Source organism: Mycobacterium gordonae, from assembly GCF_017086405.1.
GTDB classification, from domain to species: domain Bacteria; phylum Actinomycetota; class Actinomycetes; order Mycobacteriales; family Mycobacteriaceae; genus Mycobacterium; species Mycobacterium gordonae_D.
The window spans coordinates 3,558,881-3,582,249 of sequence record NZ_CP070973.1; the positions used below are offsets into that span (position 1 = coordinate 3,558,881).

Below are 23,369 nucleotides of genomic sequence, written 5' to 3' on the forward strand. Positions count from 1 at the left end.
GTTCATTATTCTCACACAAGTCTGCGAGTTGACAAATCGGATCGTTTGCCAAATAGTCCCTTTATAGACCGCCGCTCCGGCCGCGGTGCGGCGTCCGCCTCCCGACGCCCGACAATCTGTATCCAACCAGGATTTACACCCTCGAGTACGACGGCATCGCCGATTTCCGCGTTACCCGCTGAACGTCTTGTCGGTGCTGAACGCAGTGCTGGGAGCCAACTACGTGCATTCAAACTATTTATTCCTAACCCCGCAGCAAATCGACGCGGCCATCCCTTGACGAACACCGTCGGTCCCACGATGACCGAGTACTACCTCATCGCCACCGAGAACCTGCCGCTACTGGAACCGCTGCGGGCCGTACCCGTCCTCGGCGATCCGCTCGCCGACCTCGTCCAGCCGAATCTGCGGGTGATCGTCAACCTGGGCTATGGCGATCCAAGATTTGATTATTCGACGGCTCCGCCAAATGTCGCGCCCCCGTTCGGGCTGGTCCCCGACGTTGCGCCGCAGACCCTGCTCAACGCCTTCGCCGTCGCGACCCAACAGGGCATCGGTGACTTCGCCTATTACATCGCCCATCTCGGACTGCAGGCGCCGGATCTTCCGAGCCTGTTGGCGCCCAGCTCCTCCGCGCCATCCAGCAACGAGTCACGCCCGTCCACCCCCGCGATTTCCATCGACGGCTTTCAGGTTGCAGGCACCAAGGTAACCCACACGATCACCGAGGTCGCGGCGGTGAGCTATGGAACATTGCTGCCGACCGCAGATGTGGTCAATACCCTCCTTACCACTGCGCCGGTCTACAACATCAACCTCTATTTGGATGGCATCCAGCAAGCTCTCCACGGTGATCCGATCGGGCTCATCAACGCAATCGGATATCCGATCGCGGCCGACGTGGCGCTTCTCGCCGTCGCCGGCGGTGTCGAGATGCTGGTCTTCATCTCAGGGAGAACAGATCGGCACAGCGTTCTCCGAGCTCCTCACCTGACGGATCGACACTCGCGCGGTCCCGGCCACCGCCCGCTGAATGCGGCCCTATGCTTGCCCGAATGGCCGACAAGACGACGTGCGCAATCATCGGAGGTGGCCCGGCCGGCATGGTCCTGGGGCTGTTGCTGGCCCGGGCCGGCGTGGACGTCACACTGCTGGAAAAACACGGTGACTTTCTGCGCGATTTCCGTGGCGACACCGTGCACTGCTCCACCATGCAGCTACTCGATGAACTGGGCCTGTGGGAGCCGTTTTCGCGGCTGCCGTTCAACGAGGTCCGCAAGGCGGCCTTCGAATCGAACGGGCGCTCGATCACTTACATCGATTTTGAGCGACTGAACCAGCCCCACCCGTTCATCGCCATGGTGCCGCAGTGGGATCTGCTCAACTTGCTGGCCGAGGCCGCCACTGCCGAGCCGACTTTCACCCTGCGGATGAATACCGAGGTCACCGGCCTGCTCAGGGGAGGCGGTCGGGTCACCGGGGTTCGCTATCAGGGCACCGACGGCCCCGGGGAACTGCATGCCGAACTGACCGTCGCCTGCGACGGCCGCTGGTCGATCGCTCGGCAGGCCGCCGGTCTACGCGCCCACGACTATCCGGCCAAGTTCGACGTGTGGTGGTTCAAGTTGCCACGTCACGACGAGACGGAGTTCTCCTTCCTGCCGCGTACGGGTCCGGGCAAGGCATTGGCCGTCATCCCGCGGAAAGGTTATTTCCAGATCGCCTACATCGGGAGAAAAGGCACCGACGCGCAATTGCGGGCGCAGGGCATCGAGGCATTCCGCCGTGACGTCGCGGCGCTGGTGCCCGAGGCTGCCGAGTCGGTCGGGGCGCTGGCGTCCATGGACGACGTCAAGCACCTCGACGTGAAGGTGAATCGACTACGTCGGTGGCACTGCGACGGCCTGCTGTGCATCGGCGACGCCGCCCACGCGATGTCGCCGATGGGCGGCGTCGGCATCAACCTGGCGGTGCAGGATGCTGTGGCGGCGGCAACCATTCTGGCCGAACCGCTACGGCGCCACCACGTCACCGATCATGATCTGGCGGCTGTCCGCAGACGCCGCGTATTTCCGACCGCCGTAACTCAATTCGTGCAGCGGATGCTGCAACGAGGGTTGCTCAGGCCGCTGTTCCGCGGCCAGGACCCCGCTCCGCCCGCGGCCCTACTGCGGGTGCTGGAGCGGCTGCCGTGGCTCTCACTGGTGCCGGCGTACTTCATCGGGGTCGGGGTTCGACCAGAGCACGCCCCTGAATTCGCCCGGCGCTGCTAGCGTCGAGCGATGTCTGGCGAACGGCCACAGGTCCGGATCGGCATTCTGGGCGCTGCGCGCATCGCGCCATTGGCGCTTGTCAAACCCGCTAAGGAGAACGGCGAGGTCGTCGTCGCCGCGGTCGCGGCCCGCGACGTCTCTCGCGGACACGCGTTCGCGGCTGCACACGGCATCGCTCGTGTGCACCACAGCTACCAGGACTTGATCGACGACCCCGAGATCGACGCCGTCTACAACCCGTTGCCCAACGGCTTGCACGGTCGCTGGACGCGTGCCGCGCTGGCCGCGGGAAAGCATGTGCTGTGCGAGAAGCCGTTCACCGCCAATGCCGCGGAAGCGCGCGAAATCGCCGTCTTGGCAACGCAATCCGACCAGGTGGTGATGGAGGCATTCCACTACCGCTATCATCCGCTGGCCCTGCGCATCGAGCAGATCATCGCCTCGGGCGAACTGGGGCCGGTGCAACATGTCGAGGCGGCCATGTGTTTCCCGCTGCCCAAGTTCTCCGACATACGCTACGACTAGTCGCTGGCCGGTGGGGCGACGATGGATGCGGGTTGCTACGCGGTGCACATGGTGCGCATGTTCGGCGGTTGCACACCCGAGGTGGTATCGGCGCGGGCGAAGCTACGCGATCCCTGGGTCGACCGCGCGATGACGGCCGAGTTGCGGTTCGACGGTGGGCATACCGGACGTGTCCGCACCTCGATGTGGTCGTCGGACCTGTTGCGGATGAGCGCCACGGTGATCGGCGGTGAGGGAGAGCTGCGAGTTCTCAATCCGGTTGTGCCGCAGATCTTTCACCGCTTGGCTGTCAGATCCGCCGACGGCCACAGGGTGGAGCGCTTCGGGCGCCGGGCATCGTATGCATACCAACTGGACGCGTTCGTGGCCGCGGTGCTGCGCGGGCGGCCGGTCAAGACGACTGCGCAGGACGCCGTCGAGAACATGACCGTCATCGACGAAATCTACCGCGCGGCAGGACTTCCGCTGCGCGAGCCGACCCGATGATCAGCGGGCGGCGTCGGCCAGCATCCGGCGCGCCGCAGCCACGCACGGCCAAAGGCGGTCGATCGAGCTGTCACCGGCCAGCGCCAGCGATCGCCGCGGGACTTCGAGTTCGATCACCAGGTCCGACGGCAACGCACGGATCATGTCGCACAACGGAAGCTCACCTTCGCCAGGAGACAAACGTTCGTACATCGCCTCTTCCAAGTAGTCGGCGCTGCGCGGCCGGCGCGTGGTGTCGTTGAGTTGGACGTAGCCGATCTGCCCGGGATCGATCGCCGCGATGTGGGCCGGGGTGGAGCCGGATCGCGACACATGCTTGGTGTCCATGAGCAGCCGGAAGTCGGAGCGGCCCACGTGCCGTACCGCCGCCAGCGCGGTGGGGATGTCGGCCACGGCTAGGCCCGGTACGGGTTCCACACCGTGCTGATACCGCGTTGCGCGGCAAGCTCAGCCGATACCGCGAACTCATCGAAGGTGCGCCCGAGGTCGGTATCCAGGCTGACCACGTTGATCCGGGGAATCGCGAGTTCAGCGACGACGTCGAGATCGGCGGCACCCGCGCGACATGTCACCCGGGGATCACCAGGAAGTCGTCGCCCAGAGTGATGCTGACGTCGTGATGCCTCAGCGCCGCGACAAGATTGTGGCGCAGCGCATGACCCTTTATCAGCGAGAACGGGGGATAGCCTAACGGTGCCAGCGGAGCTCCCCGCGCAAACAGCTAGCTGAAACGGCACCGCAAGGCGGCGGCGACGTCCGCGAATTCCGCAGGTGGAAGCCCAAGAACGCTCAGGTAGCCGATGCCGAGTTGGTCCATGTTGTGTCGCAGGTTACAAGGAGCCCCTGATTGACGGCCGGTAAAATTGGGTATTCCCTCTCTCGCTGATATTCCTCAGTTCGCGGGTGAGGCGCTGAAGTGGCGCTGGCCGCGCTGAGAAGAGGAGGCAACGTAATGCACATCAAGAAGCTCATCGGAACGGCGCTGATGACGGGTGCCCTCGGCGTGGGTGCGCTGGGCGCCGCTGCCGGCCCCGCTGAGGCCAAGCCCGGGCCCAGCATCCCGGGTCCGCCCGGACCGCCGGTGCCCCGGATCAACGACAACACCTGGCGTCCCGCACCGGGGCAGATCAAGCAGTTCTGCCCGGGGCAATCCCCGCCGGGACAGTGGATCGGCGGCCCGCACGGCATTCCCTGCACCTGATCGGGCGACTGGGTCGCTCCGGCCACCGGCAGTAGTGTTGTGAATTACTGCCGCGACGGGCGGCCCAGATCACCGGAAAGTGACGAATGCCGATATCCGCCGCATTTCCCCGGCACATTCGCATGGGCGGTGGCGCGCTCAATGACTTGGGCGCTGTGATCGATGCGCTGCATGTGCAGCGGCCGCTGGTGGTCACGGACCCGTACCTCACCTCAAGTGGCGGTGCGCACCGGGTGATGGGCCTGTTGAGCGAGGCAGGCAAGGCAGCAGCGCTGTTCGACCGCACGGTCGCCGACCCCACCACCGCCTCGCTCGAGGCCGGTGTGCAAGCGCTGATCGAGCACCGCGCGGATTGCGTCGTCGGTTTCGGCGGAGGCAGCCCGATAGACACCGCCAAGGCGCTGGGGGTGCTGGCATTACAACCCGGGCCGATGCGCCGGTTCAAGGCCCCGAGCAGCTACGCCGGCCCCGCCCTACCGATCATCGCGATCCCTACTACGGCGGGAAGCGGTTCGGAGGCAACACAATTCGCAGTGATCAGCGACAGCGAAACGAACGAGAAGATGCTGTGCCCGGGGCCGTCGTTCCTGCCGATCGCCGCAATCGTCGACTTCGAACTGACGATGACGATGCCGGCACGACTGACCGCCGACACCGGGGTCGATGCTCTGACGCACGCGGTGGAGGCATACGTCAGCCGCCGTGCCAATTCGATCAGCGACGGGCTGGCACTTTCGGCGATCACGCTGATCGCGACGCACCTCAAGCGGGCGTACCGCGACGGCGCGGATGTCGAGGCGCGGGCGGGGATGATGGCGGCCGCCACCCAGGCCGGGATGGCGTTCTCCAATTCCAGCGTCGCGTTGGTGCACGGAATGAGCCGACCGATCGGGGCCCACTTTCACGTCGCACATGGATTGTCCAACGCCATGCTCTTCCCAGCGGTCACAGCCTTCTCGGTATCCGGCGCGCCGGGGCGCTACGCCGACTGCGCCCGGGCCTACGGGGTAGCGGACTCGTCGACGAGCGACCAGATTGCCGCCGGTTCGCTCGTCGACGCCCTCGGCGCGTTGTGCGCCGACCTCGACGTGCCCACCCCGAGGGCCTACGGCATCGACAGTGCCGCTTGGCAATCGCTGATCCCATTGATGGCTCGGCAAGCGGTGGCGTCCGGCTCTCCGGCCAACAATCCACTGATCCCCGAACCGGCTGATATCGAGGCGCTCTACGCACGGGTCTACGGCTGAACGCCGGCCCTCGTGGCTAGCCTGACACTACACATATAGAGTAATGTCGATGGCCAGACCCGAGAGGGGTTGACCGTGGACAAACGACGCAAGCCCAACCCGGCTGAACGCCGTCGTGACCTGTGCGACGCGGCAATTCAACTGCTGGCCGACGACGGCGCCAAGGGTTTGAGCCACCTCAAGGTCGACCGAAAGGCCGGTGTTCCGGACGGGACCACGTCGTTCTACTTCCGGACCCGATCGGCGCTGCTGTTCGCCGTGGCCGAACGGCTGGCCGAGCTGGATCTGGCGAACCTACAGTCGGTCGCCGACAACGCACGTCCCGCCAATACCGCCAAGGGCCGCCGTTCGCCATCGCTGTTGTCGCAAGTGGTGATTCAATCCGGTTGTGAGCCAGAGCTATCCCGAACCAGGGCCAGGTACGAGCTGACGATGCAGGCCGCCCGGGACCCGGCCCTGGCCGCTACCCTGGCGCACGGCACCGAGGCGTTCACCAAGTTGCACCGCGAGATTCTGGTTCAGCTGATGCCCCGAGGTGCCGAGCTGGAGTCCGCTGTGGTCGAAGACCTGAGCAACGTCACCCTGACCTTCATCAACGGCCTGCTGCTGCGGTTCGCCCACGGCGACCGGATCATCGACAGCCCAGAACAACTCGACAGGATCTTGGCGGCCATCGCCGGCGGAATACTGAAGAGCCCGAACAGAGGACACCTGACCGGCAACCCGGGATAGTGAATGGCTGGGCACCGATATCGGATCTCATTACCCGCTTCCGATCGTTGCGGGCAGCTAGCTCAACGAGGGAGAGAGTCACATGCCTGAATACGACTACGAAGAGCTGAAAAGGGATGCCGAGCAGTACATCAAGTTCGAGAAGGACGTCAAGAACCGAATCGCCTACATCACCTTCGACCGCCCCGACGCGCAGAATTCCACCACGCTGGGCATGCGGCAGAACTACGCCGACCTGATCCACAAATGCAACGTCGACGACGAGGTGAAGGTCGTGGTGATCCGGGGCGAGGGTGAAGATTTCGGTAGTGGGGGAGACCTGCCCGAACAGCGCGGAATGCTGGAGAACCCTGGGATGCCGCTGCTGCACGAACTGGCGATCAACGACGACGAGGTCAAGTATCCGCCGGGAGGTTCTTACCGCTATCTGTCCACCGTCACCGACTTCTACGCCAAGGCTCGTTCGGGAAACCGGCCACTGCAAGAACTTCGAAAGATCAGCATCATCGAGGCCAAGGGCTACTGCTACGGCTGGCACTTCTATCAGGCCGGCGACGCCGACCTGGTGATCTCCTCAGACGACGCGCTGTTCGGGCACCCCGCGTTTCGCTACGTGGGCTGGGGGCCGCGCCTGTGGTGGTGGGCCGAGACCATGGGCATACGAAAATTTTCCGAGATGCTTTTCACCGGGCGGCCTTTCAGTGCCAAGGAGATGTACGAATGCGGCTTCATCAACAGTGTCGTGCCGCGCGACAAACTCGAAGAGGAGACGGCGAAGTACGCGCTGGCATGCGCGCGGTGCCGGCCGACCGACACCGTCGCGGTACAGAAGACCTTCCTCGAGCTCTACAAGCAGCACAAGGGCGAGTACTTCGGCAGTCTGCTCACCGGGATGGTCGAGGGCATGTTGCCGCTCATCGCCAACGACCAGGACAACGACGTTGACCTCACCGAAGACACTTTCGGCAAGGGCCTCAACAATGTCGTCAAGGACAACGACCTCAACTTCCCGCCGGAGTGGCGTCTGAGCCGTTCGGGGCGCCTGAAACCCTGATGACCGGGATACTGGCCGACACCGTCGCGTTGGTGACCGGTGCCAGCAGCGGTATCGGCGCGGCAACCGCGGAAGCGCTTGCCGCGCAAGGTGCCGCGGTAGCGTTACTGGCCCGTCGGGCGGATCGCCTGCACGAACTGCGGAATGCGATCGAAGGTGCCGGGGGAACCGCGCTTGCCCTGGTGGCCGACGTCCGCGATGCCGACCAGGCGTCGGCGGCGGTGCAGCGCGCGGTCAACGAACTGGGCCGGCTGGACACCGTGGTGAACAATGCCGGACTGATCCGGACCGGGGCGGCAACCGAAGCGGTGCTGCATGATTGGGACGATCTGGTCGCGGTGAACATACACGGAGTTCTGTATGTCACGCGGGCCTCATTGCCGCATCTGGTCGCCGCTGCGGCTGACTCTCCGCGCGGTGTGGCTGATCTGGTGACCATTAGTTCCACCGCCGGCTGGGTGGCCCGGCCGGGCACCGCGGTCTACTCGCTGACCAAGTTCGGGGTGAACGCCTTCAGCGAATCGGTGCGCCAGGAACTTGTCGGCAAGAGGGTTCGGGTGGGCGTGGTGGCACCGGGCATCGTGGACACCGAGATCTTTTCCCATCTGGACGCACGGTCGATGAAGGCGGTGGAGCGGCAGACCGCCGAGATGGTCAAACTGCGACCGGATGACGTCGCGGACGCGGTCGTCTACATGGTCACTCGGGCTCGCCGTGTCGCGGTCAACCATGTGCTCATACGGGCGGCCGAGCAAACGTGGTGAAGAAGTTGGGCTCAGCCGAATGTCGTCAGCATGCCCGCCGCCGATCGTTGCCAGGTGAACACCTCGGCCCGGTGCCGCGCGCACACCCGACGGTGGCGCTCCGGCCGGCCGGCCAGGTCACGGACCGCGCCGGCGAAGGCAAGCGGATCGTTGTCGGCCAACGCTCCGCTATCGGCGGTGATGATCTCCGTCAGAGCCGAGGTGCGTGATACCACTGCCGGGGTGCCGCATGCCAGCGATTCAAGGGCGGCCAGCCCGAAGGTTTCGTGCGGGCCCGGAGCCAAAGCCACATCGGCGGTGGCAAGCAGTGCCGCCACCACATGTCGGTCGCCGACGAAGCCGGTGAATTCGATTGGCAGGCGGGCAGCTTGGCGTTGCAGCCGGGCCCGCAGCGGGCCTTCACCGACGATGACCAATCGGGCGTCGACGCCCTCGTCGCGCAATGCAGCGAGCGCGTCGATGCTGCGATCGGCGCGCTTCTCCACCGACAGGCGCCCGCAGTGCACCAGCAGGAGCTGACCCGGCGCGGCGAATCGACGCCGGAGGTCTGCGCTGTGTCGCCGCGGGTGAAAGGTCCGCAGGTCGACACCGAGCGGCACGGTCACGGTGTTGGTCGCGCCGATGCGGTCGAATTCTTCGCGGGCGAACTCGGTGGTGCACACCACGGTGTCGTAGTCGGCGGCGGTGCGCCGATTGGCGAAGTCGGCGAATTTCTGTGCGGTTCGCCGCGGAAGGATCTGGCCCGCAAGGCGATCCAGGCGCTCATGAGAGATCATCACGGTGGTGGCGCCGTGTGCACGCCCCCACCGTCCCAGGCAGCGCAGGGTGAGCCGGTCGGAAACCTCCAGCGCGTCCGGGTTCAGTCCAACCAACAACGCCCGCACCGGCGCGGGCATGATCGCGCGGTAGCCACCCGTGAACGGAAGCCGCATGGCCGGCAACATGATTCGCACAACACCGCTGTCAAGCCGACTGCGCTCGGCGCGCGGTCCCGGGACCACCAGGAAGACCTCGTGACCGGTGGCGCAGTATTCAGCACCCAGCCGGTCAACCGCCGTTCGCAGCCCCCCGGACCGGGGCCCGTAGAAATTGGCGACCTGAACCACCCGCATACCGTGAGAGAAACGGTCTGGGATGTGCGGTCGCCGAGCGCGGGCCCACCACCGCCTGAACAGTGCATGAATCTCGCGTTCAGCTCGGTTTCTTCAGGTGCGGCCCCAACATCTGCTGCCACGCCCTGGACATGTTCTGGAATTCCTCTTCGCAATTGCCGGCGCGGTCTTCGGGCAAGTCGCCGGAGGTGACCATGCCGGCGTTGGCCGTTGTGTCCGACCCGTAGATCCAGCACTCCCAGTTGTACATCCGGGTGATGTCCATCGAGTGCCCGTCCCAGAACGGTAGTTCGTTGGCGTCACCGGCATCCTTGGCGCTCAACTTCCAGTCCTGGGCGGTGTCCATGGCGATCCGGACGCCGTTGGGGTATGCCTTCCCGTCGGCGCCGGGGGCCAGCAGCTCGAACGCGGACAGCTGGTCGGCGACGTCCTCCTCGCGCCCGGTGAAGGCGAGCTCGTAGATGTTCAGCGTCGCGTGACCGAGTTCGTGGTAGAACCCCGAAATGGTCGCATCGACGGCGGCTTGCGCCGGATCGGGGTTGCCGGCATTGGCGAACCGCTGTTGGCTCTGCGCAATGTCCTCGTAGCACAGTTGGATTTCGTTGACGTTGGGATCCCAGTAGTCGTTGGCTTCTCCGCATTGCTTGCCGACGGCCCCCACCTCGTGCGGCAGGTTCAAGGTGTCGTTGACGTGGGCGGCGACACTCTCCAAAACCTTTGCACCCGACATCAATTGGCGACCACTCTGCGCCTCGGGGGTGGTGGCGTCCTCGTAGCGGAAGGTCATAGTTCCCGCCGGCGCCGGCTCGCTGGCCGGATCGGTACGCGAGGTTCCCGGCGGCCGCTCGGCCGCGCGCGCGCCTGCGCCGGAGTGTTGAGCTTTGGATCCGCTGCATCCCGCCGAGAACATCAACACCGAGCACGCCACGACAACAACGAGTCGCCTGCTCATCCTGCAGCCCCCTTCGACGGCGCCACCCCATGGTCTGCCCAGGACCTGTCAGAACGGTACGACATGCGAAGGCTCGCCGGTGGCCAGAACACGTAATCGACAACTCAGGGGCTGGAGAGCAGCAGCATGACCCGCCCGCTGGGCGGGGGCCCCGGGAACGCGTTGATGTCGAACCCGTAATAGGTGCGCTGGGTAGCGGTGATGTCGTCGATCACTTTTCCGGTGGCCTTGAGGGTGCCGTGCGAAACGTCGGCCATCACCCCTTTGAAATCGGGAACCGACAGCGATTCGGCCAGCAGCAGTGCCTCACCCCCGGAGCGCAGCGTCACCAGCACCCCCGCGCCTGCGTAGTTGTTTCCGCCGCGACCGGTGCCGTGCGGCGCCCAGTAGACCGGTTCGGATGCCACCGTCCCCTCCACGCGGCGATAACTACCGGCGGTGTCGGCGACGGTGACCAGCGGCAGGGCCGCGATGGTGCGCTGTTCCTTCAGCCACATGACACCGAGTGGGATACAGACGATCGCATACATCAGCACCACCAGCACCAACACCGGTTTCCACGCGATTTCCCAACCCAGCCGGCGTTGCGAGACCGGCGCGCCATGCAATTGCTCGTCGAGTTGGCGGCGCCCTAATCGCAAGACGTACCAGGACACGATGCGCGCCATCGCCATGCAGGCGAGGATGACCATACCGACGATGCCGCAGGCGCGGAAGTAGAACGTGCTGTAGCCCTGGTTGCGGGTTGCCGCGAACATCACCGCCGGGATCGGCGCCGTCAACAACAGCAACAGTGCATACGACGGGTGGCTGGTGAGGTAGGGATAGGTCACCGTCCAACCTCGGTTGGCGCCGTACACGGTCACCGGTCCCACATCGGCATGCACCACGGGCGTCCACGATCCCTGGACCACCCGCGGCCGGACCAGGGACCGCACGAACAAGAAACCGAAGATCAGTGACACCAGCAGTGCCCCCCAGAACACACCACTCAGCCGCTCGCCGGTGCCGGGTACGCCGAGCGCACCGTGGATGTCGATCACTTTTCCGATGAAGAACGTCAATGGCATGACGAAGAACAGCTCGAGCAGCCAGACTTGGATGAGTTGTGGGATGCGGGAGCCGATACGGTCGAATGCCAGTATGCGTCGCCAGAGGAACCGCAGAACACCCATGACGGGCGACCCTATCGAGTCAGGAACGCAGGTGAGCAGGGTTTGGCCAGACGGTCCCGCTGACCACGGCGCGCCGTCAAATCGCTGTCCGTCTGCGGGCTGAGGTGGTTGAATGAGCCGACTCGGTCGGGGGTTGCATGACGATGTCAATCGAGAAGGTGATACGCCAGGTGAATGGGAGCTGCTGCGTGATACCTGCCGCTTGGCGGGACTGAGGCCTACGCGTTGATTCCTCGCCTAATCTATCGTTTCGCGTTGCTGGTCGTCGGTGTCTGGGCCTTTGCCGCGGTCGCCGGCAACAGCCTTGCACCGCCGCTCGAGCGGGTCGTGGCGGACCTCGACCAGCCGTTCCTGCCGGTCGGCACCGCGACTTCTCTTGCGGTGCAACGCTCGGCGGCTGCTTTCTCGCAGGCGCCGACCGACAACGTCGCCTACCTGGTACTCGAACGCAACGGCCCGCTCAGTGATCAGGACCGGGCGTTCTACGAGCAACTGATCACCGCGTTGCGCGCTGACACGAAACATGTGTACGACGTGACGGACTGGTGGCGGATGCCGGCGGCGGGAGACACGGCGGTCAGCCGCGACGGCCACGTGGTGACGGCGACGCTGCGCCTGGACGGGGTGACGGGTTCAACCGAAGCCGTCGACTCGATCACCGCGGCGCGAACCATCGTGGCCGCGTTGCACCCTCCTGACGGTCTGCGGGTCTACATCACCGGGGCCGGCGCCACCATCATGGATGAGTTCGCCGCGATCGATCGGCAGACTCAGGTCATCACCGCTGTGACCCTGGGAGTCCTGTTCGTTTTCCTGGTGATCTTGTACCGGTCGGTGATTACGGCGATGGTGCCACTGGCCTCGGTGATGTCGGGATTGACCGTCGCCAAGCCCATCATCTCCGACCTCGCCTCCCGCCAGTGGATCAGCGTGTCGCTGTTCTCGCTGTCCATCGCCGTCGCGGTGGCTGTCGGAGCGGGTACCGGCTTCGCGATCTTCCTACTCGGCCGGTACCACGAACAGCGCCGGAAAGGTTTCGATCCCGCCGACGCGTTGGCCGACGCCTACCGCAGCGTGGCGCCCGCGATCGTGGGATCCACGCTTATCGTGGTGGCTCCGCTGGGCGCGGTCGGGTGGCTGAGTCTCGCCCGGATCAGCATGTTCGCCACGACGGGCATCCTGTGTGCGATCGGTGTGCTCGCCGTCGGTGTGGCCAGCCTGACGTTGACGCCGGCCCTCATCGCGCTCGCCAGTAGGGCCGGGCTGGTCAAGCCGCCGCAGCGGGAATGGCTGCGCCGGCGCTGGCGGCGCGTCGGCACCCACGTCGCGCGCTGGCCGGCACCCATTCTGGTGGCCACCAGCGTCTTCGTGCTGATCATGCTGCTCGGTCTGCCGGGCGTGCCGATCGGCTGGGACGAAACCGCGTCGACCTCACCCGACACCGAAGCCAACCGCGGCTACCGCGCTGTCAACCAGCACTTCGACGCTAATCACGTCCAGCCTGACGTCGTGACGATCGAGACCGACGAGGACTTGCGCAACCCCGCCGCGCTGGCCGCGATCGGGCGGGTCACCGGCGCCATCATGGGCATCTCCGGTGTGCGCATGGTGCAATCGGCGAGCCATCCCAGTGGAATGGTGTCCAAGCAGGCCTCCCTGTCGGCCACCGGCGGCAATGTCGGCGACCGGCTCGACCAGTTCTCCGACCAGCTCGCCGCCAAGGACAGCACGTTCACCGACCTCGACGCCGGGGTGCGTGAGCTGGGTTCCGGACTCGATCTGATCCAGTCCAGCACCCAAGCGGGCGCTTACGCCATCGGTGGTGTGAGTTTGGCGGTACGCCTGACGCAGCAGGCCACCGACAAGATCCGGGCCCGAGCCGCAGACGTCGCCGAGATCTTCGATCCACTGCGCAGTTTCGTCGGCTCGATCAGCGACTGCCGCACGACTCCGGTGTGTTCGTCGGCCCAAGAGGCGGTGCAGTGGGCCACCGCGGTGGTGGCGGGCTCGAACAAACTGGTGGAAGCGGCCGACACGCTGGCGAAGGCGGCAGTGGACGCGGCCGCGAAACCCGGCGTGCCCCTGCCCGAGGTGCTGGCCGAGGTGAGCACCGAGATGGCCCAGGTCCGGGGGATGGCAGCTCAGGTCAGAGATCTGTTGAGCAATCCCCGTCCGGTGCCCATTCAGGAGCTTCCGGACTACTTGCACCGGCTGGCCTCGGTCTCGCAGGGCAGCCCCGGTGCAAACCTCTACGCGTCCCGCCGCATCCTGACCGATCCGGCCATGCGACCCACGCTCGATCAGTTCTTCTCGCCGAACGGGCATGCCACTCGGTTGTTCGTCTACGGCCAGGGACTGGAATGGGGCGATGAAGGTGCCGCACGGGCTCGTGCGATCGCGGCCGCGGTGACCGACACGGTCAAAGACGGCGCGTTACCGGCGACCGCGGTCGAACTCATCGGTGTCGGACCGGCCACCCGTGACCTGCAGGACATCGTTGGTGGTGACCTGGCCCTGATGGTGGTCATCACCTTGGCCGTCATCCTCTTCATCGCCGCGCTGCTGCTACGCAGTCCGATCGCCGGATTCGTCGTCTTGGCGACGATCCTGGCCTCCTACGTCAGCGCGCTCGGGGCCAGCGTGCTGCTTTTCCACCGTCTGCTGCACCACGACCTGCACTGGTCGGTGCCACCTATCGCGTTCGTGTCGATGGTCGGCATAGCCTCCGGCGGCAACCTGCTGTTCGCGCTGCGCATTCGCGAGGAACTCTCCGCGGGGCTGCGTACCAGCATCATCCGGGCCTCCGCCGCGACCGGGTTGGTCGTCACCGCCGGCGGTGTCGTCGTCGGCCTGACCATGCTCGCCCTGGGGATCAGCAGCGTGCTGAGCGTGGCGCAGATCGGCGTCACCGTGGGACTCGGGCTGGTGGTGAACGCGCTGGTTGTCCGGGCGTTCGTGCTTCCGGCGATGATGGTGGTGCTGGACCGTTGGCTGTGGTGGCCCCGGCGTACGGCCGCCGACGATGAGGAACTCGAACCTGCGACCGCGACCAGATGAGCGTGGATGGCCTGCTCACCGACCGTGGTGTGGTGGTGGTCGGCGGCAGCCGCGGGATCGGGCGCGCAGTCAGCGAAGTGCTCTGCACGATGGGTGCGGCCGTCGTGGTCAACGGCCGTGACCCCGAGGCAGTAGGGCAGCTTGTCGACTCGCTCACCGCGTCGGGCGGCGCCGCGGTCGGCGTCGCCGGTACAGCCGGTGATGAAGACGTCGCCGCGGGCCTGATCGACGCGTGTGTTCAATCCTTCGGACGGCTCGACGTTCTGATCAATTGCGCCGGGATCGCCGAGCCACCGGGCTCTTCGATTCTGGGGATCTCACCGGTGGAGTTCGACAGCCTGATCGGTGCGCATCTCGGGACGGTGTTTCACACCTGTCGGGTCGCCGCACCGGTGATGGCCGCGCAGGGTCACGGCTCGATCATCAACACGGGTTCGGTCGCCTTCCTCGGCGACTACGGCGGTACCGGCTATCCGGCCGGCAAAGCTGCCGTCAATGGCCTGACCATGGCCATAGCGGCGGAGCTCAAAGGCGCCGGGGTGAGGGCCAATGTGGTGTGTCCTGGGGCCAGAACCCGATTGTCCACGGGTCCGGAGTACGAACGGCACATCATCGACCTGCATCGCCGTGGACTGCTCGACGAGATGACGATGCGTGCCTCACTGGACGCCGCCCCGCCCGCCTTCGTGGCTCCGCTCTACGCCTATCTCGCCGGTGATCTCGCGCGCGAAGTCACCGGTCAGATCTTCGTTGCCGCAGGCAATTTTGTGGGGCGCCTGCCTCGGCCCACATCCCAGGTGCTCGGCTATCGTGATCACTCGGACAATGCGCCCTGGTCAGTCGACCAGTTGCACACCATGATCGGCGGGTGATCAACCCACTAGGCCGAAAACCAGCAGCAGAAGCGCGTATCCGGCGGCCACCACCGTCGCCCCGGCCAGGCTGATGCGCGTGCCCGCGCCGTCGATGGGGTCGAGCCAGCGCCGGAACGGCCGCGACGCCGCGGGCACCAGAAGCCATTGCAGCGCTGCGACACTAATGACGTTGCCGACGAAAATGGCTGCCGCCTGGTCGATTCCGACGCGGTTCAGCTCCGGGGTCAGAGTTTTGGAGAGCAGGATTACGGTGGGGTAGAGGCACAGGATCACCAGCATCGCAGATTTCCATGCGGGTGTGATCTTGGCCTGACCGTCGGCGACACGAACCGTCGAACCGAACGGGGCACTGCGCGGAAGTTCCGCAAAGTCGTCCGTCAGTTCCTGACGCAAACTGGGCAGCGCCAACCTGCGCTCCCCGGACCGGATCCACGCGGCGAGTTGCCCGGCGGTACGGAAGCGCAGCACCGACATCCACTGCCCGCTCGGGTCGCCGGGAAACAGTGCCGTCCCCTCGTATCCGGCGAAGGTGGCCGTAATGAGCGTCAGATCGCGTTGCGCGCCAACAAAATCTGCGTCCTTGCCCGCGGCGACGCTGTGCAGGAAGACCCCGATATTGCCCGGTGGCAGTTCGCCCGGCGCCAGGATGAGATCGGCGGCCGATCGGCCGAATCCCTGTGCCGCGCCGTCGGCGAGCAGGGTGCGACGCGGCGCGCTGTCGAGCCATGCGTCGAGTGACTCGGAGCTGTCAAAAGACACCTCGACGGCCCAGTCCAACTGGCCGCCGCCGGGAACCGATGACCGCGCAGCGACATATCCCGGCGCCTGCCCGGCCGTGCCGAGGTAACCCTGCACCCAGCCGTCGAACCGATCCGGATTCCCCGGCGGATGAAAGATCGTGATCGCGGCCGCGCCAACAGTCATGCCAGTTGTCTACCACCCGACTCATCGACATCCGGATCAATTCGCAACGTTGGGGTCCCGATCACCCGGGCTGCCGCAGGAGTCGGCCTCGAACAGAACAGCGCCGGCGTCAACCCCACTCTCGCCGGCGACGCCCGCCTACGCGCGCATCGAACGGGTTTAGCGATTTGTGGGCCCGGGTACGCGATGCCCAACCTCGGTGCCCGGTCTCGAAGGGGAGGCTGATGGGGGAGCCGTGGGGTGATGACAGATGAATGTGCACGTGACTAGTCGGGTGGGCGGCTATGGAACGACTCAGTGGACTTGATGCTTTCTTCCTCTACATGGAGACACCGACGCAGCCGTTGAACGTCTGCTGCGTGCTGGAACTCGATACATCGACGATGCCTTGTGGCTATACCTACGCCCGGCTTCGTGCTCTGCTGGCGCAGCACGTGCGGGCGGTGCCCGAGTTCCGGATGAAACTCGCTGATACGCAACTGAATCCGGACCACCCGGTGTGGGTGGACGATGAGAGCTTTGCGCTGCGGCGCCACCTGCACCGGGTCGCGGTGCCCTCACCCGGAGGACGCCGCGAACTGGCCGAGATCTGCGGACACATCGCGGGTCTTCCCCTGGACCGGGACCGTCCGTTGTGGGAGATGTGGGTGATCGAGTGCGGTGCCCGCGAACACGGGCTGACGGTGGTGCTCAAGGTGCACCATGCCGTGGTCGACGGCGTCGCCGGGGCGAATCTGTTGGCCCAGCTGTGCAGCCTGGTCCCCGATGCTCCGGCACCGCAACCGGTTGTGGGTGCCGGAGGTGCCAGTGCGCTACAGATCGCGGCCAGTGGACTGCTCAATGTGGCCAAGCGACCGTTGCGGCTGGCCACGGTGGTGCCCGCGACGATGATCACCCTCGCGCAGACCGTCCTGCGAGCGCGCGAGGGCCGCACCATGGCCGCACCGTTCAGTGCGCCGGCGACCGCATTCAACGGGCCGTTGACGCATCACCGCAACGTGGCCTTCACCCAACTCGATATGCGGGATATCAAGCGTGTCAAGGACCGGTTCGGGGTGACCGTCAACGACGTCGTGGTGGCACTATGCGCCGGGGTGATGCGACGGTTCCTGCTCGAGCGTGACGAACTTCCCGACGTTCCGTTGGTCGCCACGGTGCCGGTCTCGGTGCGCGACAAGTCGCAGCGACCCGGCCGCAACCAGACCACGTGGATGTTTTGCCGCATGCAGACTCAGATCGCCGATCCCGCAGCTCGCCTCCGTGCCATCGCCGCGGGCAACAACGCGGCCAAGGAACACACCGCGGCCATGGGGCCTACCCTCTTGCACGACTGGACCGAGTTCGGCGGGCCGACGATGTTCGGTGCGGCGATGCGGATCCTGCCCCGAATCCCGTTGAGCACCAGCCCCGCCTACAACATGATCTTGTCGAATGTGCCCGGACCGCAGGATCAGTTGTACTTCCTGGGCTGCGGGATCGAGTCGATGTATCCCCTGGGGCCGCTCCTTGGTGGTGCGGGTCTCAACATCACCGTCATGTCCCTCGACGGGGCGCTGGGCATCGGCATCATCTCCTGCCCGGACCTGGTACCGGAGCTGTGGGCGATGGCCGACGCGTTCCCCGATGCACTCAAGGAGTTGCTGGTCTGCCGCAATCAATGAGCGCCGGCACAGCGACCGACGGAAGCTGAACCGGCGCACCATCGGGGTGGTCTATGGCAGGTTATAGCCCGTGGAACGCTCCCAGACCGACGACCACCGAACGCGACGCTGGTGAAACGCCGGCAGTTCCCGGTGCCGTGGACGACGCGCGCCCTGCTGGTCTTGGCCGCGCTGTTTCCGAATGTGCTGGGGGCGGCGGTGATCGGGGTGACGACGTTCTGGGCCCTGCCTACCGGCCATGCGCTCAGCGAGCGGCATGTGCTGCGGCTCAACGTCCTGGCGATGACGCTCTACGTCGCGGTCGCAGCGCTGACCGCCATCATCAGCGGACTCCTGGCGACCACCTACCGCAGTGACCACGACGAGGAGTCCGCGCGAAAACGGGTGTTGATGGCAATCCCGTCGCGCACCGCCGCTATCCACGGTGCGGTCTGGGTAGCCGCCGGTGTGATCCTGGTGGTGATCAATCTCGACGCGCCCTGGTTGGCGACGACGCTGGGTGTGTCGGTGTTGCTCGGCAGCTTCGTGACCACCGCGGTCGCCTACTGGTTGTGCACACGGATACTCCGGCCGTTCGTCGCCGAGGTGCTCACCCACAGCCCGCCGACCTCCGCACGCGGGCCTGGGCTGCGGCTGCGGGCGGTGTCGGCGTGGACGCTCGGTACCGGCGTCCCGCTGCTGCAGCTGCTGCTGGTCGGGGCCAGCGCGCTGGTCGTCGACTATTCCGGGCGCCGGTTGGCCTACGTGGTGCTGGCTATCGGTGGCTGCGCTGCCGTGAGCGGGCTGGCGATCACCGCCTTCACCGGCGCGGTGAGCGCTGATCCGATCGACGAGGTCCGGCGCGGGATGCGGCGCGTCGAACGTGGCGACTTCGACGCAACCGTGCCGGTGTTCGAGGCCTCCGAACTGGGCCTGCTACAGGCAGGTTTCAACACCATGGCGGCGGGACTGCGCGAACGCGAGCGGTTGCGGGACCTGTTCGGCCGTCACGTCGGGCGTGACGTCGCCCGCCTGGCCGAACAGGGCGCTTCCGAGAACGGCGTCCACGCCGCCCTGGGCGGAGTCAGTTGCGAGGCTGCCGCGCTGTTCGTCGACCTGGTCGGCTCGTCCCGGCTGGCCGAGCGGATGCCACCGGAAGCCCTCGTCGCGCTGCTCAATGAGTTCTTCGCGGTGGTGGTTGACGTGGTCGAGCGCCACCAGGGACTCATCAACAAATTCGAAGGCGACGCCGCGCTGGCGATCTTCGGCGCCCCGATCGAATTGCCCGATTACGCGGGCGCGGCTCTGGCGGCGGCGCGCGAACTCGGCCGTCGGCTCAATCGGTCGGAAATCAGAGCCGGCATCGGGGTGTCGGCGGGAACGGTGTTCGCGGGCAACATCGGCGAGTCCCGGCGGTACGAGTACACCGTCATCGGCGATCCGGTGAACGAGGCGGCCCGGCTCACCGAGGTGGCCAAGCAGCACGGCGGCGTGGCGGCGTCCGGCGCCGCGCGCCGATGCGCCGCGGACGACGAAGCACAGCACTGGCGCCTGCTCATGACCACCGTGCTGCGCGGCCGGGACAGCTCTACAGACATCGTCGTACCTAACGTGTGCGACGAATAACGTTGCGGTGCTCGATATTTCAGTATGGATAACCAGGGCTGGTACTCAGCACGTCGACCGCGGCGTTGATATTGGGGACCACGGTTGCTCCGTACCGGGCCACGATCTGATGCAACGACCGGGTGATGTGGGGCCCGACGGCGTCGGCCGGCAGGATGTCCTCGGCGATCACGATGGCGTTCACCACGTGCGCCGCGAGCAACCGTCCGTCGCGAGCGACCTCGTAGCGCCAGTCGCCGATCTGCACTCGCTCGGGGCTGGAGGAGAAAAATCCACGCCGGGCCGGCGTGTGAATCACCCCGGGCAGCCCGGCGAACACCTTCACGACCATCGCGATACCGCCGGGGCCGGCGAGCGCGCCCGCGATGGTGCGACTGACCCGCTCGGCGTCGAACTCGTACATCAGCTGTCCATCGGCAGCACGAACGTCGGCTTGATGGTTTCCCCGCTTCCGGTGCGGCGCACCGCGGTTCCCGCGGTGTAGAACTCCACCGTGTGGTGTCCCCACGCGTAGTTCGAGATGGCGAAGTGCACGCCCACCACCCCGTTGGCGCCGTCGCGCTCGGCCTCGGTCTGCATGCGCGACATCGCCAGCTCACGCGCCTGGTAGTTGCCCTGCGTCCACTGCGGCATCTCCATGTTGCGGCCGATCTGCTTGAGGGTCTGCATGAACCCCTGCACGGCGATGTGGAACACGCAATTGCCCATTACGAAGGCGACCGGTGTGTAGCCCGAGCGCAGCAGGGTCACCATGTCTTGCCCAGAGAGGTGGCTGGAGAACGCCTGTCCGTTCGGACGCCGGTACGCCCCGGGCTTCTCGGTGTAGCGGACCGCGGTGCCGACCGCCATGAACTCCAGATGTTCACCCCCTCGCCGTGATGCCGCCAGTTCAGGCGGACGCCGACGATACCGTCGGCGTGCAGCGCGTCGGCCTCAGCTTGCATGCGCGCCATGGCATTCCACCGGGCGCGATACGTCGCCTCGGTCAGCACTCCCAGTTCTTGCTGCTGCCGCAAACCGGTTCCGGAGAACTGGAAACCGACGTGATACACCGAGACGCCCATCACCAGCTCGATCGGTTCGAACCCGGCTCCGTGCAGCAGTGCGAACTCGTTGATCGACAAGTCGGACGTCCACGACTTGGCGGCGTGCGATAACCGTTCGCTGGCTACCGGATCGAGCGAGCCTGGTTCCATGCGCGGGCGTCCCTTCTGTCGTTTGCGACAGCGTACCTACCGACGGGCCGCGGAAGGAGTAAGCGTGATCGCCTCTTCCGGGCAGTTCTGCGCTCCGGTGAGCGCCTGCTGCTCTTGGTCTCCGGAGACGTCCTGAACAAGCACGACGCAGTGGCCGACGTCGTCGGAGTCATAGATGTGCGGCGCCAGCGAATAGCAACGACCGTGACCCACACAACGGTCGGCGTCTACGGCTACCCGCGTCATCGCGCCGGCGCCGGAAAGGTCAGTGGCAGCGCTTCGACCGAGCGCAAAGCAGCCGTGTACTTCAGCTCGGTGCCGGGCGGTATCTCGTAGTCGGGGATGCGCCGATGGAACTCGCGCAGTGCGACCCGAAGTTCCATGCGCGCCAGGTGGGACCCCAGGCAGCGGTGCGGGCCCCCGCCGAACGCGCGGTGCCGGTTCGGACTCCGGCTGAAGTCCACCCGCTCGGGGTCGGTGAACTCGGCCGGATCGGTGTTGGCCGCGCCGAGCAACGGGCTGACCCGCTCGCCTCTGCTGATGGGGCACCCACCGACCTCGACGTCCTGCATGGCGACTCGGGCGACTCCGGGCACGGGTGTCTCCCACCGCAGCAATTCCTCGATGGCGTGCGGCAGAATGTCAGGCTGCTCGACCAGCTGTCGACGATGGTCCGGATGTCGCCCCAGGTACACGAAGAAGCAGTCCAGCGAGTCCGTCACCGTGTCCAGGCCGGCGATCAGGAAGAGAAAGCAGATGTCGAGCAGCTCCTCGCGTGACAGCGCCGCACCGCCGTCCTCCTTGAAGTGCGTCGCGATCATCGCTGACAGCAGATCGTCGCGAGGGTGCGCGATGTGGTCGTCGATGGCGCGCTCGAAATATTCGTAGATCTGTTCGGCGACGTCGGCCGACGCCTCGTGGCGATCGTCGTAACCGGTGGATCCCGCCGGCCGGATGACGCCGTCTTTCCATTCCAGGAACTTGTCGAGGTCCTCCAGCGGCAGGCCGAGCAGCTGCAGAAACACCGTGCACGGCAGCGGCACGGCGAACTCTTCGTGGAAGTCACACGAGCCGCGGTCCGCGAAGCGGTCGATCATCTCGTTGACCAGCGCGGTGACCTGCGGTTCCCGCCGAGCCATCTCGCGCGGGGTGAACAGCGGATCCAGAATGCGGCGGTACTTGGCATGCTCGGGCGGATCGACCTGCAGCGGAATCAGCGGCCGCAGATTGCCCAGATCGACCGCGTCCATGTTCGACGAAAACAAGTCCGTGCGCTTGAGGGCCATCTCGATGTCCGAAAGCCGGCTGAGCACCACCGCTTGGGGTGACCGGAACACCGGGGCCGATTCCCGCAGCGCCTTGTACATGGGCTGAGGTTCGGCAAGACCCATCACAGCCTGGTCGACGAATGATTCCGCTTCTGTCATACAGCCAGCCTGACACCGCACCGAGCGGCGGGCAATCCTTGTCTTGTAAAAATACGTAAGTTAGATAACTTGGCGTCGCGACCGTCGTCCTTCGGCGCACATCACAAATATTGAAGGCCGACATCGGGAAGTTGGATTGCGTGTCAGAAATATGTGGCAGCGGCCCCGGGTTACCTCGAGGGCACCCGGGTTAACTTGAGGGCAGAGGTATCGATGAACCGCGCGGGGCAACGGGGGCCGGCGCGAAATCGCCAGCGAGCGACGGCAAGCGCGCCTGAACTGTCCCAATTCGTCACGACTACAAGAGGTTTGAATGACATCACCGCGCCGGATCCGGGTCGGGGCCCAACTGCGTCCGGGGGCACACCCAGCTATGCCGCGTCGCGTCAAGCGGTATGCGAGTCTGAGGCCATGGGCACCGACGTGATATTCGGTTGCGACCACTTCCATCAGCCGGTGCCCGGCCAGCACGGATGGCACCAACTTCGAAGGATGGACGGCCCTGGCTGCGTGGGGCGAGTTGATCTCACGAGCCGAGATCGGACTGCCGGTCACCGGTTCGGGATACCGCAACCCGGACCTGCTGGCCGATATGGCGCGGACCGTGGACCACATCAGCGGCGGTCGGCTCATTCTGGGGCTCGGCGCCGGCTGGTACGAAAAGGAAGACACCACATACGGATACGACTACCCGAGTGCGGGCGATCGGTTCCGGGAGCTGGTCGAGGGGCTGGCGCGGATCGAGTATCGACTGGCGCGGCTCATTCCGCCGCCGCTACGGGAGATTCCGATCCTCATCGATGGATCCGGCGACAACAAGACCCTGCCGCTGATCGCGGGCTTCGCCGACATCTGGCACAGCGCCGCGCCCCTCGATGAATTCCGCCGCGCTGACAACCTGCTCAAGTCCTATGCCGAAGCGGCGCAACGCGACGATTCGGCAATCGAGCGAGCGGTGTTGTGGCGCGGCCCCAGTGATGCCGATCTGTACCACAAAGAGGGTGCGACGCTGTTCACCGTGGAGCTCACGCCGAATGAAAACGGTTATGACTTGACCGCTCTCGCGGAGTTGATCGCCTGGCGCGACGGGGTGTAGGCGCTGG

At 65.8% G+C, this 23,369-nt stretch carries 19 protein-coding genes and 4 pseudogenes; 13 read left to right on the top strand and 10 right to left on the bottom strand.

Translation table 11 applies throughout. The features are described 5' to 3' along the window. Window positions 1-104: 104 nt before the first annotated feature. The 3 genes and pseudogenes from JX552_RS33715 to JX552_RS15045 form a co-directional block, all read left to right on the top strand. Window positions 105-960: pseudogene (locus JX552_RS33715) on the top strand (PE-PPE domain-containing protein); the annotation flags it as partial. Window positions 961-1,055: 95 nt separating this feature from the next. Further along, entirely contained in the window at window positions 1,056-2,273 is a 1,218-nt protein-coding gene (locus JX552_RS15040; RefSeq protein WP_205872888.1) for an FAD-dependent oxidoreductase, read from the top strand. A 9-nt stretch (window positions 2,274-2,282) separates the two neighbouring features. Further along, window positions 2,283-3,284: pseudogene (locus JX552_RS15045) on the top strand (Gfo/Idh/MocA family protein). Here JX552_RS15045 and JX552_RS33720 read toward each other — a convergent pair. Continuing rightward, window positions 3,285-3,701 (bottom strand): TIM barrel protein, encoded by a 417-nt coding sequence (locus JX552_RS33720; protein WP_346779278.1) that lies wholly within the window; start codon window positions 3,699-3,701, stop codon window positions 3,285-3,287. Continuing rightward, on the bottom strand, window positions 3,680-3,856 hold the full coding sequence (locus JX552_RS33725) for a hypothetical protein (RefSeq protein ID WP_346779279.1): 177 nt from the start codon (window positions 3,854-3,856) through the stop codon (window positions 3,680-3,682). Before JX552_RS33725 ends, JX552_RS33720 begins: the two co-directional genes overlap by 22 nt. A gap of 380 nt (window positions 3,857-4,236) precedes the next feature. Between JX552_RS33725 and JX552_RS15055 the strand changes: the two genes are divergently transcribed. The 5 genes from JX552_RS15055 to JX552_RS15075 all read left to right on the top strand — a co-directional run bounded on the left by JX552_RS15055 (window position 4,237) and on the right by JX552_RS15075 (window position 8,282). After that, window positions 4,237-4,485 carry a hypothetical protein gene (locus JX552_RS15055; RefSeq protein WP_205872889.1) on the top strand — a complete coding sequence of 83 codons (249 nt, stop codon included), beginning with the start codon at window positions 4,237-4,239 and terminating at the stop codon, window positions 4,483-4,485. Between the two features lie 86 nt (window positions 4,486-4,571). Beyond that, window positions 4,572-5,732: an iron-containing alcohol dehydrogenase gene (locus JX552_RS15060; RefSeq protein ID WP_205872890.1), complete on the top strand. Its 1,161-nt coding sequence runs from the start codon at window positions 4,572-4,574 to the stop codon at window positions 5,730-5,732. Between the two features lie 75 nt (window positions 5,733-5,807). Further along, a complete protein-coding gene (locus JX552_RS15065) occupies window positions 5,808-6,464 on the top strand; it encodes a TetR/AcrR family transcriptional regulator (protein ID WP_205872891.1) in 657 nt (218 codons plus the stop codon). Between the two features lie 82 nt (window positions 6,465-6,546). Continuing rightward, entirely contained in the window at window positions 6,547-7,518 is a 972-nt protein-coding gene (locus tag JX552_RS15070; RefSeq protein WP_205872892.1) for an enoyl-CoA hydratase/isomerase family protein, read from the top strand. Beyond that, window positions 7,518-8,282 carry an SDR family NAD(P)-dependent oxidoreductase gene (locus tag JX552_RS15075; RefSeq protein ID WP_205872893.1) on the top strand — a complete coding sequence of 255 codons (765 nt, stop codon included), beginning with the start codon at window positions 7,518-7,520 and terminating at the stop codon, window positions 8,280-8,282. Before JX552_RS15070 ends, JX552_RS15075 begins: the two co-directional genes overlap by 1 nt. A gap of 11 nt (window positions 8,283-8,293) precedes the next feature. On the opposite strand, the gene JX552_RS15080 is transcribed toward JX552_RS15075, so the two are convergent. The 3 genes from JX552_RS15080 to JX552_RS15090 form a co-directional block, all read right to left on the bottom strand. After that, complete coding sequence (locus tag JX552_RS15080) at window positions 8,294-9,394, bottom strand: glycosyltransferase (RefSeq protein WP_205872894.1); 1,101 nt, start codon at window positions 9,392-9,394, stop codon at window positions 8,294-8,296. Window positions 9,395-9,473: 79 nt separating this feature from the next. After that, window positions 9,474-10,346 carry a DUF4344 domain-containing metallopeptidase gene (locus JX552_RS15085; protein ID WP_205872895.1) on the bottom strand — a complete coding sequence of 291 codons (873 nt, stop codon included), beginning with the start codon at window positions 10,344-10,346 and terminating at the stop codon, window positions 9,474-9,476. Window positions 10,347-10,450: 104 nt separating this feature from the next. Beyond that, entirely contained in the window at window positions 10,451-11,521 is a 1,071-nt protein-coding gene (locus tag JX552_RS15090) for a hypothetical protein (protein ID WP_205872896.1), read from the bottom strand. 255 nt (window positions 11,522-11,776) lie between these two features. Between JX552_RS15090 and JX552_RS15095 the strand changes: the two genes are divergently transcribed. After that, window positions 11,777-14,578, top strand: coding sequence for an MMPL/RND family transporter (locus JX552_RS15095; protein ID WP_241010568.1), 2,802 nt, complete (start codon window positions 11,777-11,779; stop codon window positions 14,576-14,578). Then, window positions 14,575-15,450, top strand: a complete 876-nt coding sequence (locus JX552_RS15100) for an SDR family NAD(P)-dependent oxidoreductase (RefSeq protein WP_205872898.1) — start codon at window positions 14,575-14,577, stop codon at window positions 15,448-15,450. The genes JX552_RS15095 and JX552_RS15100 overlap by 4 nt, the downstream gene beginning before the upstream one ends. On the opposite strand, the gene JX552_RS15105 is transcribed toward JX552_RS15100, so the two are convergent. Beyond that, window positions 15,451-16,377 carry a putative antibiotic biosynthesis monooxygenase gene (locus JX552_RS15105; RefSeq protein ID WP_205872899.1) on the bottom strand — a complete coding sequence of 309 codons (927 nt, stop codon included), beginning with the start codon at window positions 16,375-16,377 and terminating at the stop codon, window positions 15,451-15,453. A gap of 284 nt (window positions 16,378-16,661) precedes the next feature. Here JX552_RS15105 and JX552_RS15110 point away from each other — a divergent pair, with 284 nt between their 5' ends. Together JX552_RS15110 and JX552_RS15115 are read left to right on the top strand one after the other, a co-directional pair. After that, the gene (locus JX552_RS15110; protein WP_205872900.1) at window positions 16,662-18,038 is read left to right on the top strand and encodes a WS/DGAT/MGAT family O-acyltransferase; all 1,377 of its coding nucleotides are present in this window, start codon (window positions 16,662-16,664) and stop codon (window positions 18,036-18,038) included. A 111-nt stretch (window positions 18,039-18,149) separates the two neighbouring features. Further along, window positions 18,150-19,643 (top strand): adenylate/guanylate cyclase domain-containing protein, encoded by a 1,494-nt coding sequence (locus tag JX552_RS15115; RefSeq protein ID WP_205872901.1) that lies wholly within the window; start codon window positions 18,150-18,152, stop codon window positions 19,641-19,643. 19 nt (window positions 19,644-19,662) lie between these two features. Here JX552_RS15115 and JX552_RS15120 read toward each other — a convergent pair whose 3' ends face one another. The 4 genes and pseudogenes from JX552_RS15120 to JX552_RS15135 form a co-directional block, all read right to left on the bottom strand. Further along, complete coding sequence (locus JX552_RS15120) at window positions 19,663-20,046, bottom strand: DUF5073 family protein (RefSeq protein ID WP_205872902.1); 384 nt, start codon at window positions 20,044-20,046, stop codon at window positions 19,663-19,665. Next, window positions 20,046-20,839 (bottom strand): annotated as a pseudogene (locus JX552_RS15125) (heavy metal-binding domain-containing protein). Before JX552_RS15125 ends, JX552_RS15120 begins: the two are co-directional and overlap by 1 nt. Before the next feature lie 36 nt (window positions 20,840-20,875). Further along, the gene (locus JX552_RS15130; RefSeq protein ID WP_205872903.1) at window positions 20,876-21,085 is read right to left on the bottom strand and encodes a ferredoxin; all 210 of its coding nucleotides are present in this window, start codon (window positions 21,083-21,085) and stop codon (window positions 20,876-20,878) included. Then, entirely contained in the window at window positions 21,082-22,266 is a 1,185-nt protein-coding gene (locus JX552_RS15135; RefSeq protein WP_205872904.1) for a cytochrome P450, read from the bottom strand. The genes JX552_RS15130 and JX552_RS15135 overlap by 4 nt, the downstream gene beginning before the upstream one ends. 313 nt (window positions 22,267-22,579) lie before the next feature. Here JX552_RS15135 and JX552_RS15140 point away from each other — a divergent pair. Beyond that, window positions 22,580-23,362, top strand: a pseudogene (locus JX552_RS15140) (LLM class F420-dependent oxidoreductase). The last annotated feature ends 7 nt before the right edge of the window (window positions 23,363-23,369 follow it).

Bases quoted from the DNA above. Each gene is read 5' to 3' on its own strand.
- JX552_RS15135 (WP_205872904.1), bottom strand. From the start codon at position 22,266: ATGACAGAAGCGGAATCATTCGTCGACCAGGCTGTGATGGGTCTTGCC.
- JX552_RS15100 (WP_205872898.1), top strand. From the start codon at position 14,575: ATGAGCGTGGATGGCCTGCTCACCGACCGTGGTGTGGTGGTGGTCGGC.
- JX552_RS15075 (WP_205872893.1), top strand. From the start codon at position 7,518: ATGACCGGGATACTGGCCGACACCGTCGCGTTGGTGACCGGTGCCAGC.
- JX552_RS15110 (WP_205872900.1), top strand. From the start codon at position 16,662: ATGGAACGACTCAGTGGACTTGATGCTTTCTTCCTCTACATGGAGACA.
- JX552_RS15060 (WP_205872890.1), top strand. From the start codon at position 4,572: ATGCCGATATCCGCCGCATTTCCCCGGCACATTCGCATGGGCGGTGGC.
- JX552_RS15130 (WP_205872903.1), bottom strand. From the start codon at position 21,085: ATGACGCGGGTAGCCGTAGACGCCGACCGTTGTGTGGGTCACGGTCGT.
- JX552_RS15055 (WP_205872889.1), top strand. From the start codon at position 4,237: ATGCACATCAAGAAGCTCATCGGAACGGCGCTGATGACGGGTGCCCTC.
- JX552_RS15120 (WP_205872902.1), bottom strand. From the start codon at position 20,046: ATGTACGAGTTCGACGCCGAGCGGGTCAGTCGCACCATCGCGGGCGCG.
- JX552_RS15040 (WP_205872888.1), top strand. From the start codon at position 1,056: ATGGCCGACAAGACGACGTGCGCAATCATCGGAGGTGGCCCGGCCGGC.
- JX552_RS15085 (WP_205872895.1), bottom strand. From the start codon at position 10,346: ATGAGCAGGCGACTCGTTGTTGTCGTGGCGTGCTCGGTGTTGATGTTC.
- JX552_RS15105 (WP_205872899.1), bottom strand. From the start codon at position 16,377: ATGACTGTTGGCGCGGCCGCGATCACGATCTTTCATCCGCCGGGGAAT.
- JX552_RS15070 (WP_205872892.1), top strand. From the start codon at position 6,547: ATGCCTGAATACGACTACGAAGAGCTGAAAAGGGATGCCGAGCAGTAC.
- JX552_RS15080 (WP_205872894.1), bottom strand. From the start codon at position 9,394: ATGCGGGTGGTTCAGGTCGCCAATTTCTACGGGCCCCGGTCCGGGGGG.
- JX552_RS15090 (WP_205872896.1), bottom strand. From the start codon at position 11,521: ATGGGTGTTCTGCGGTTCCTCTGGCGACGCATACTGGCATTCGACCGT.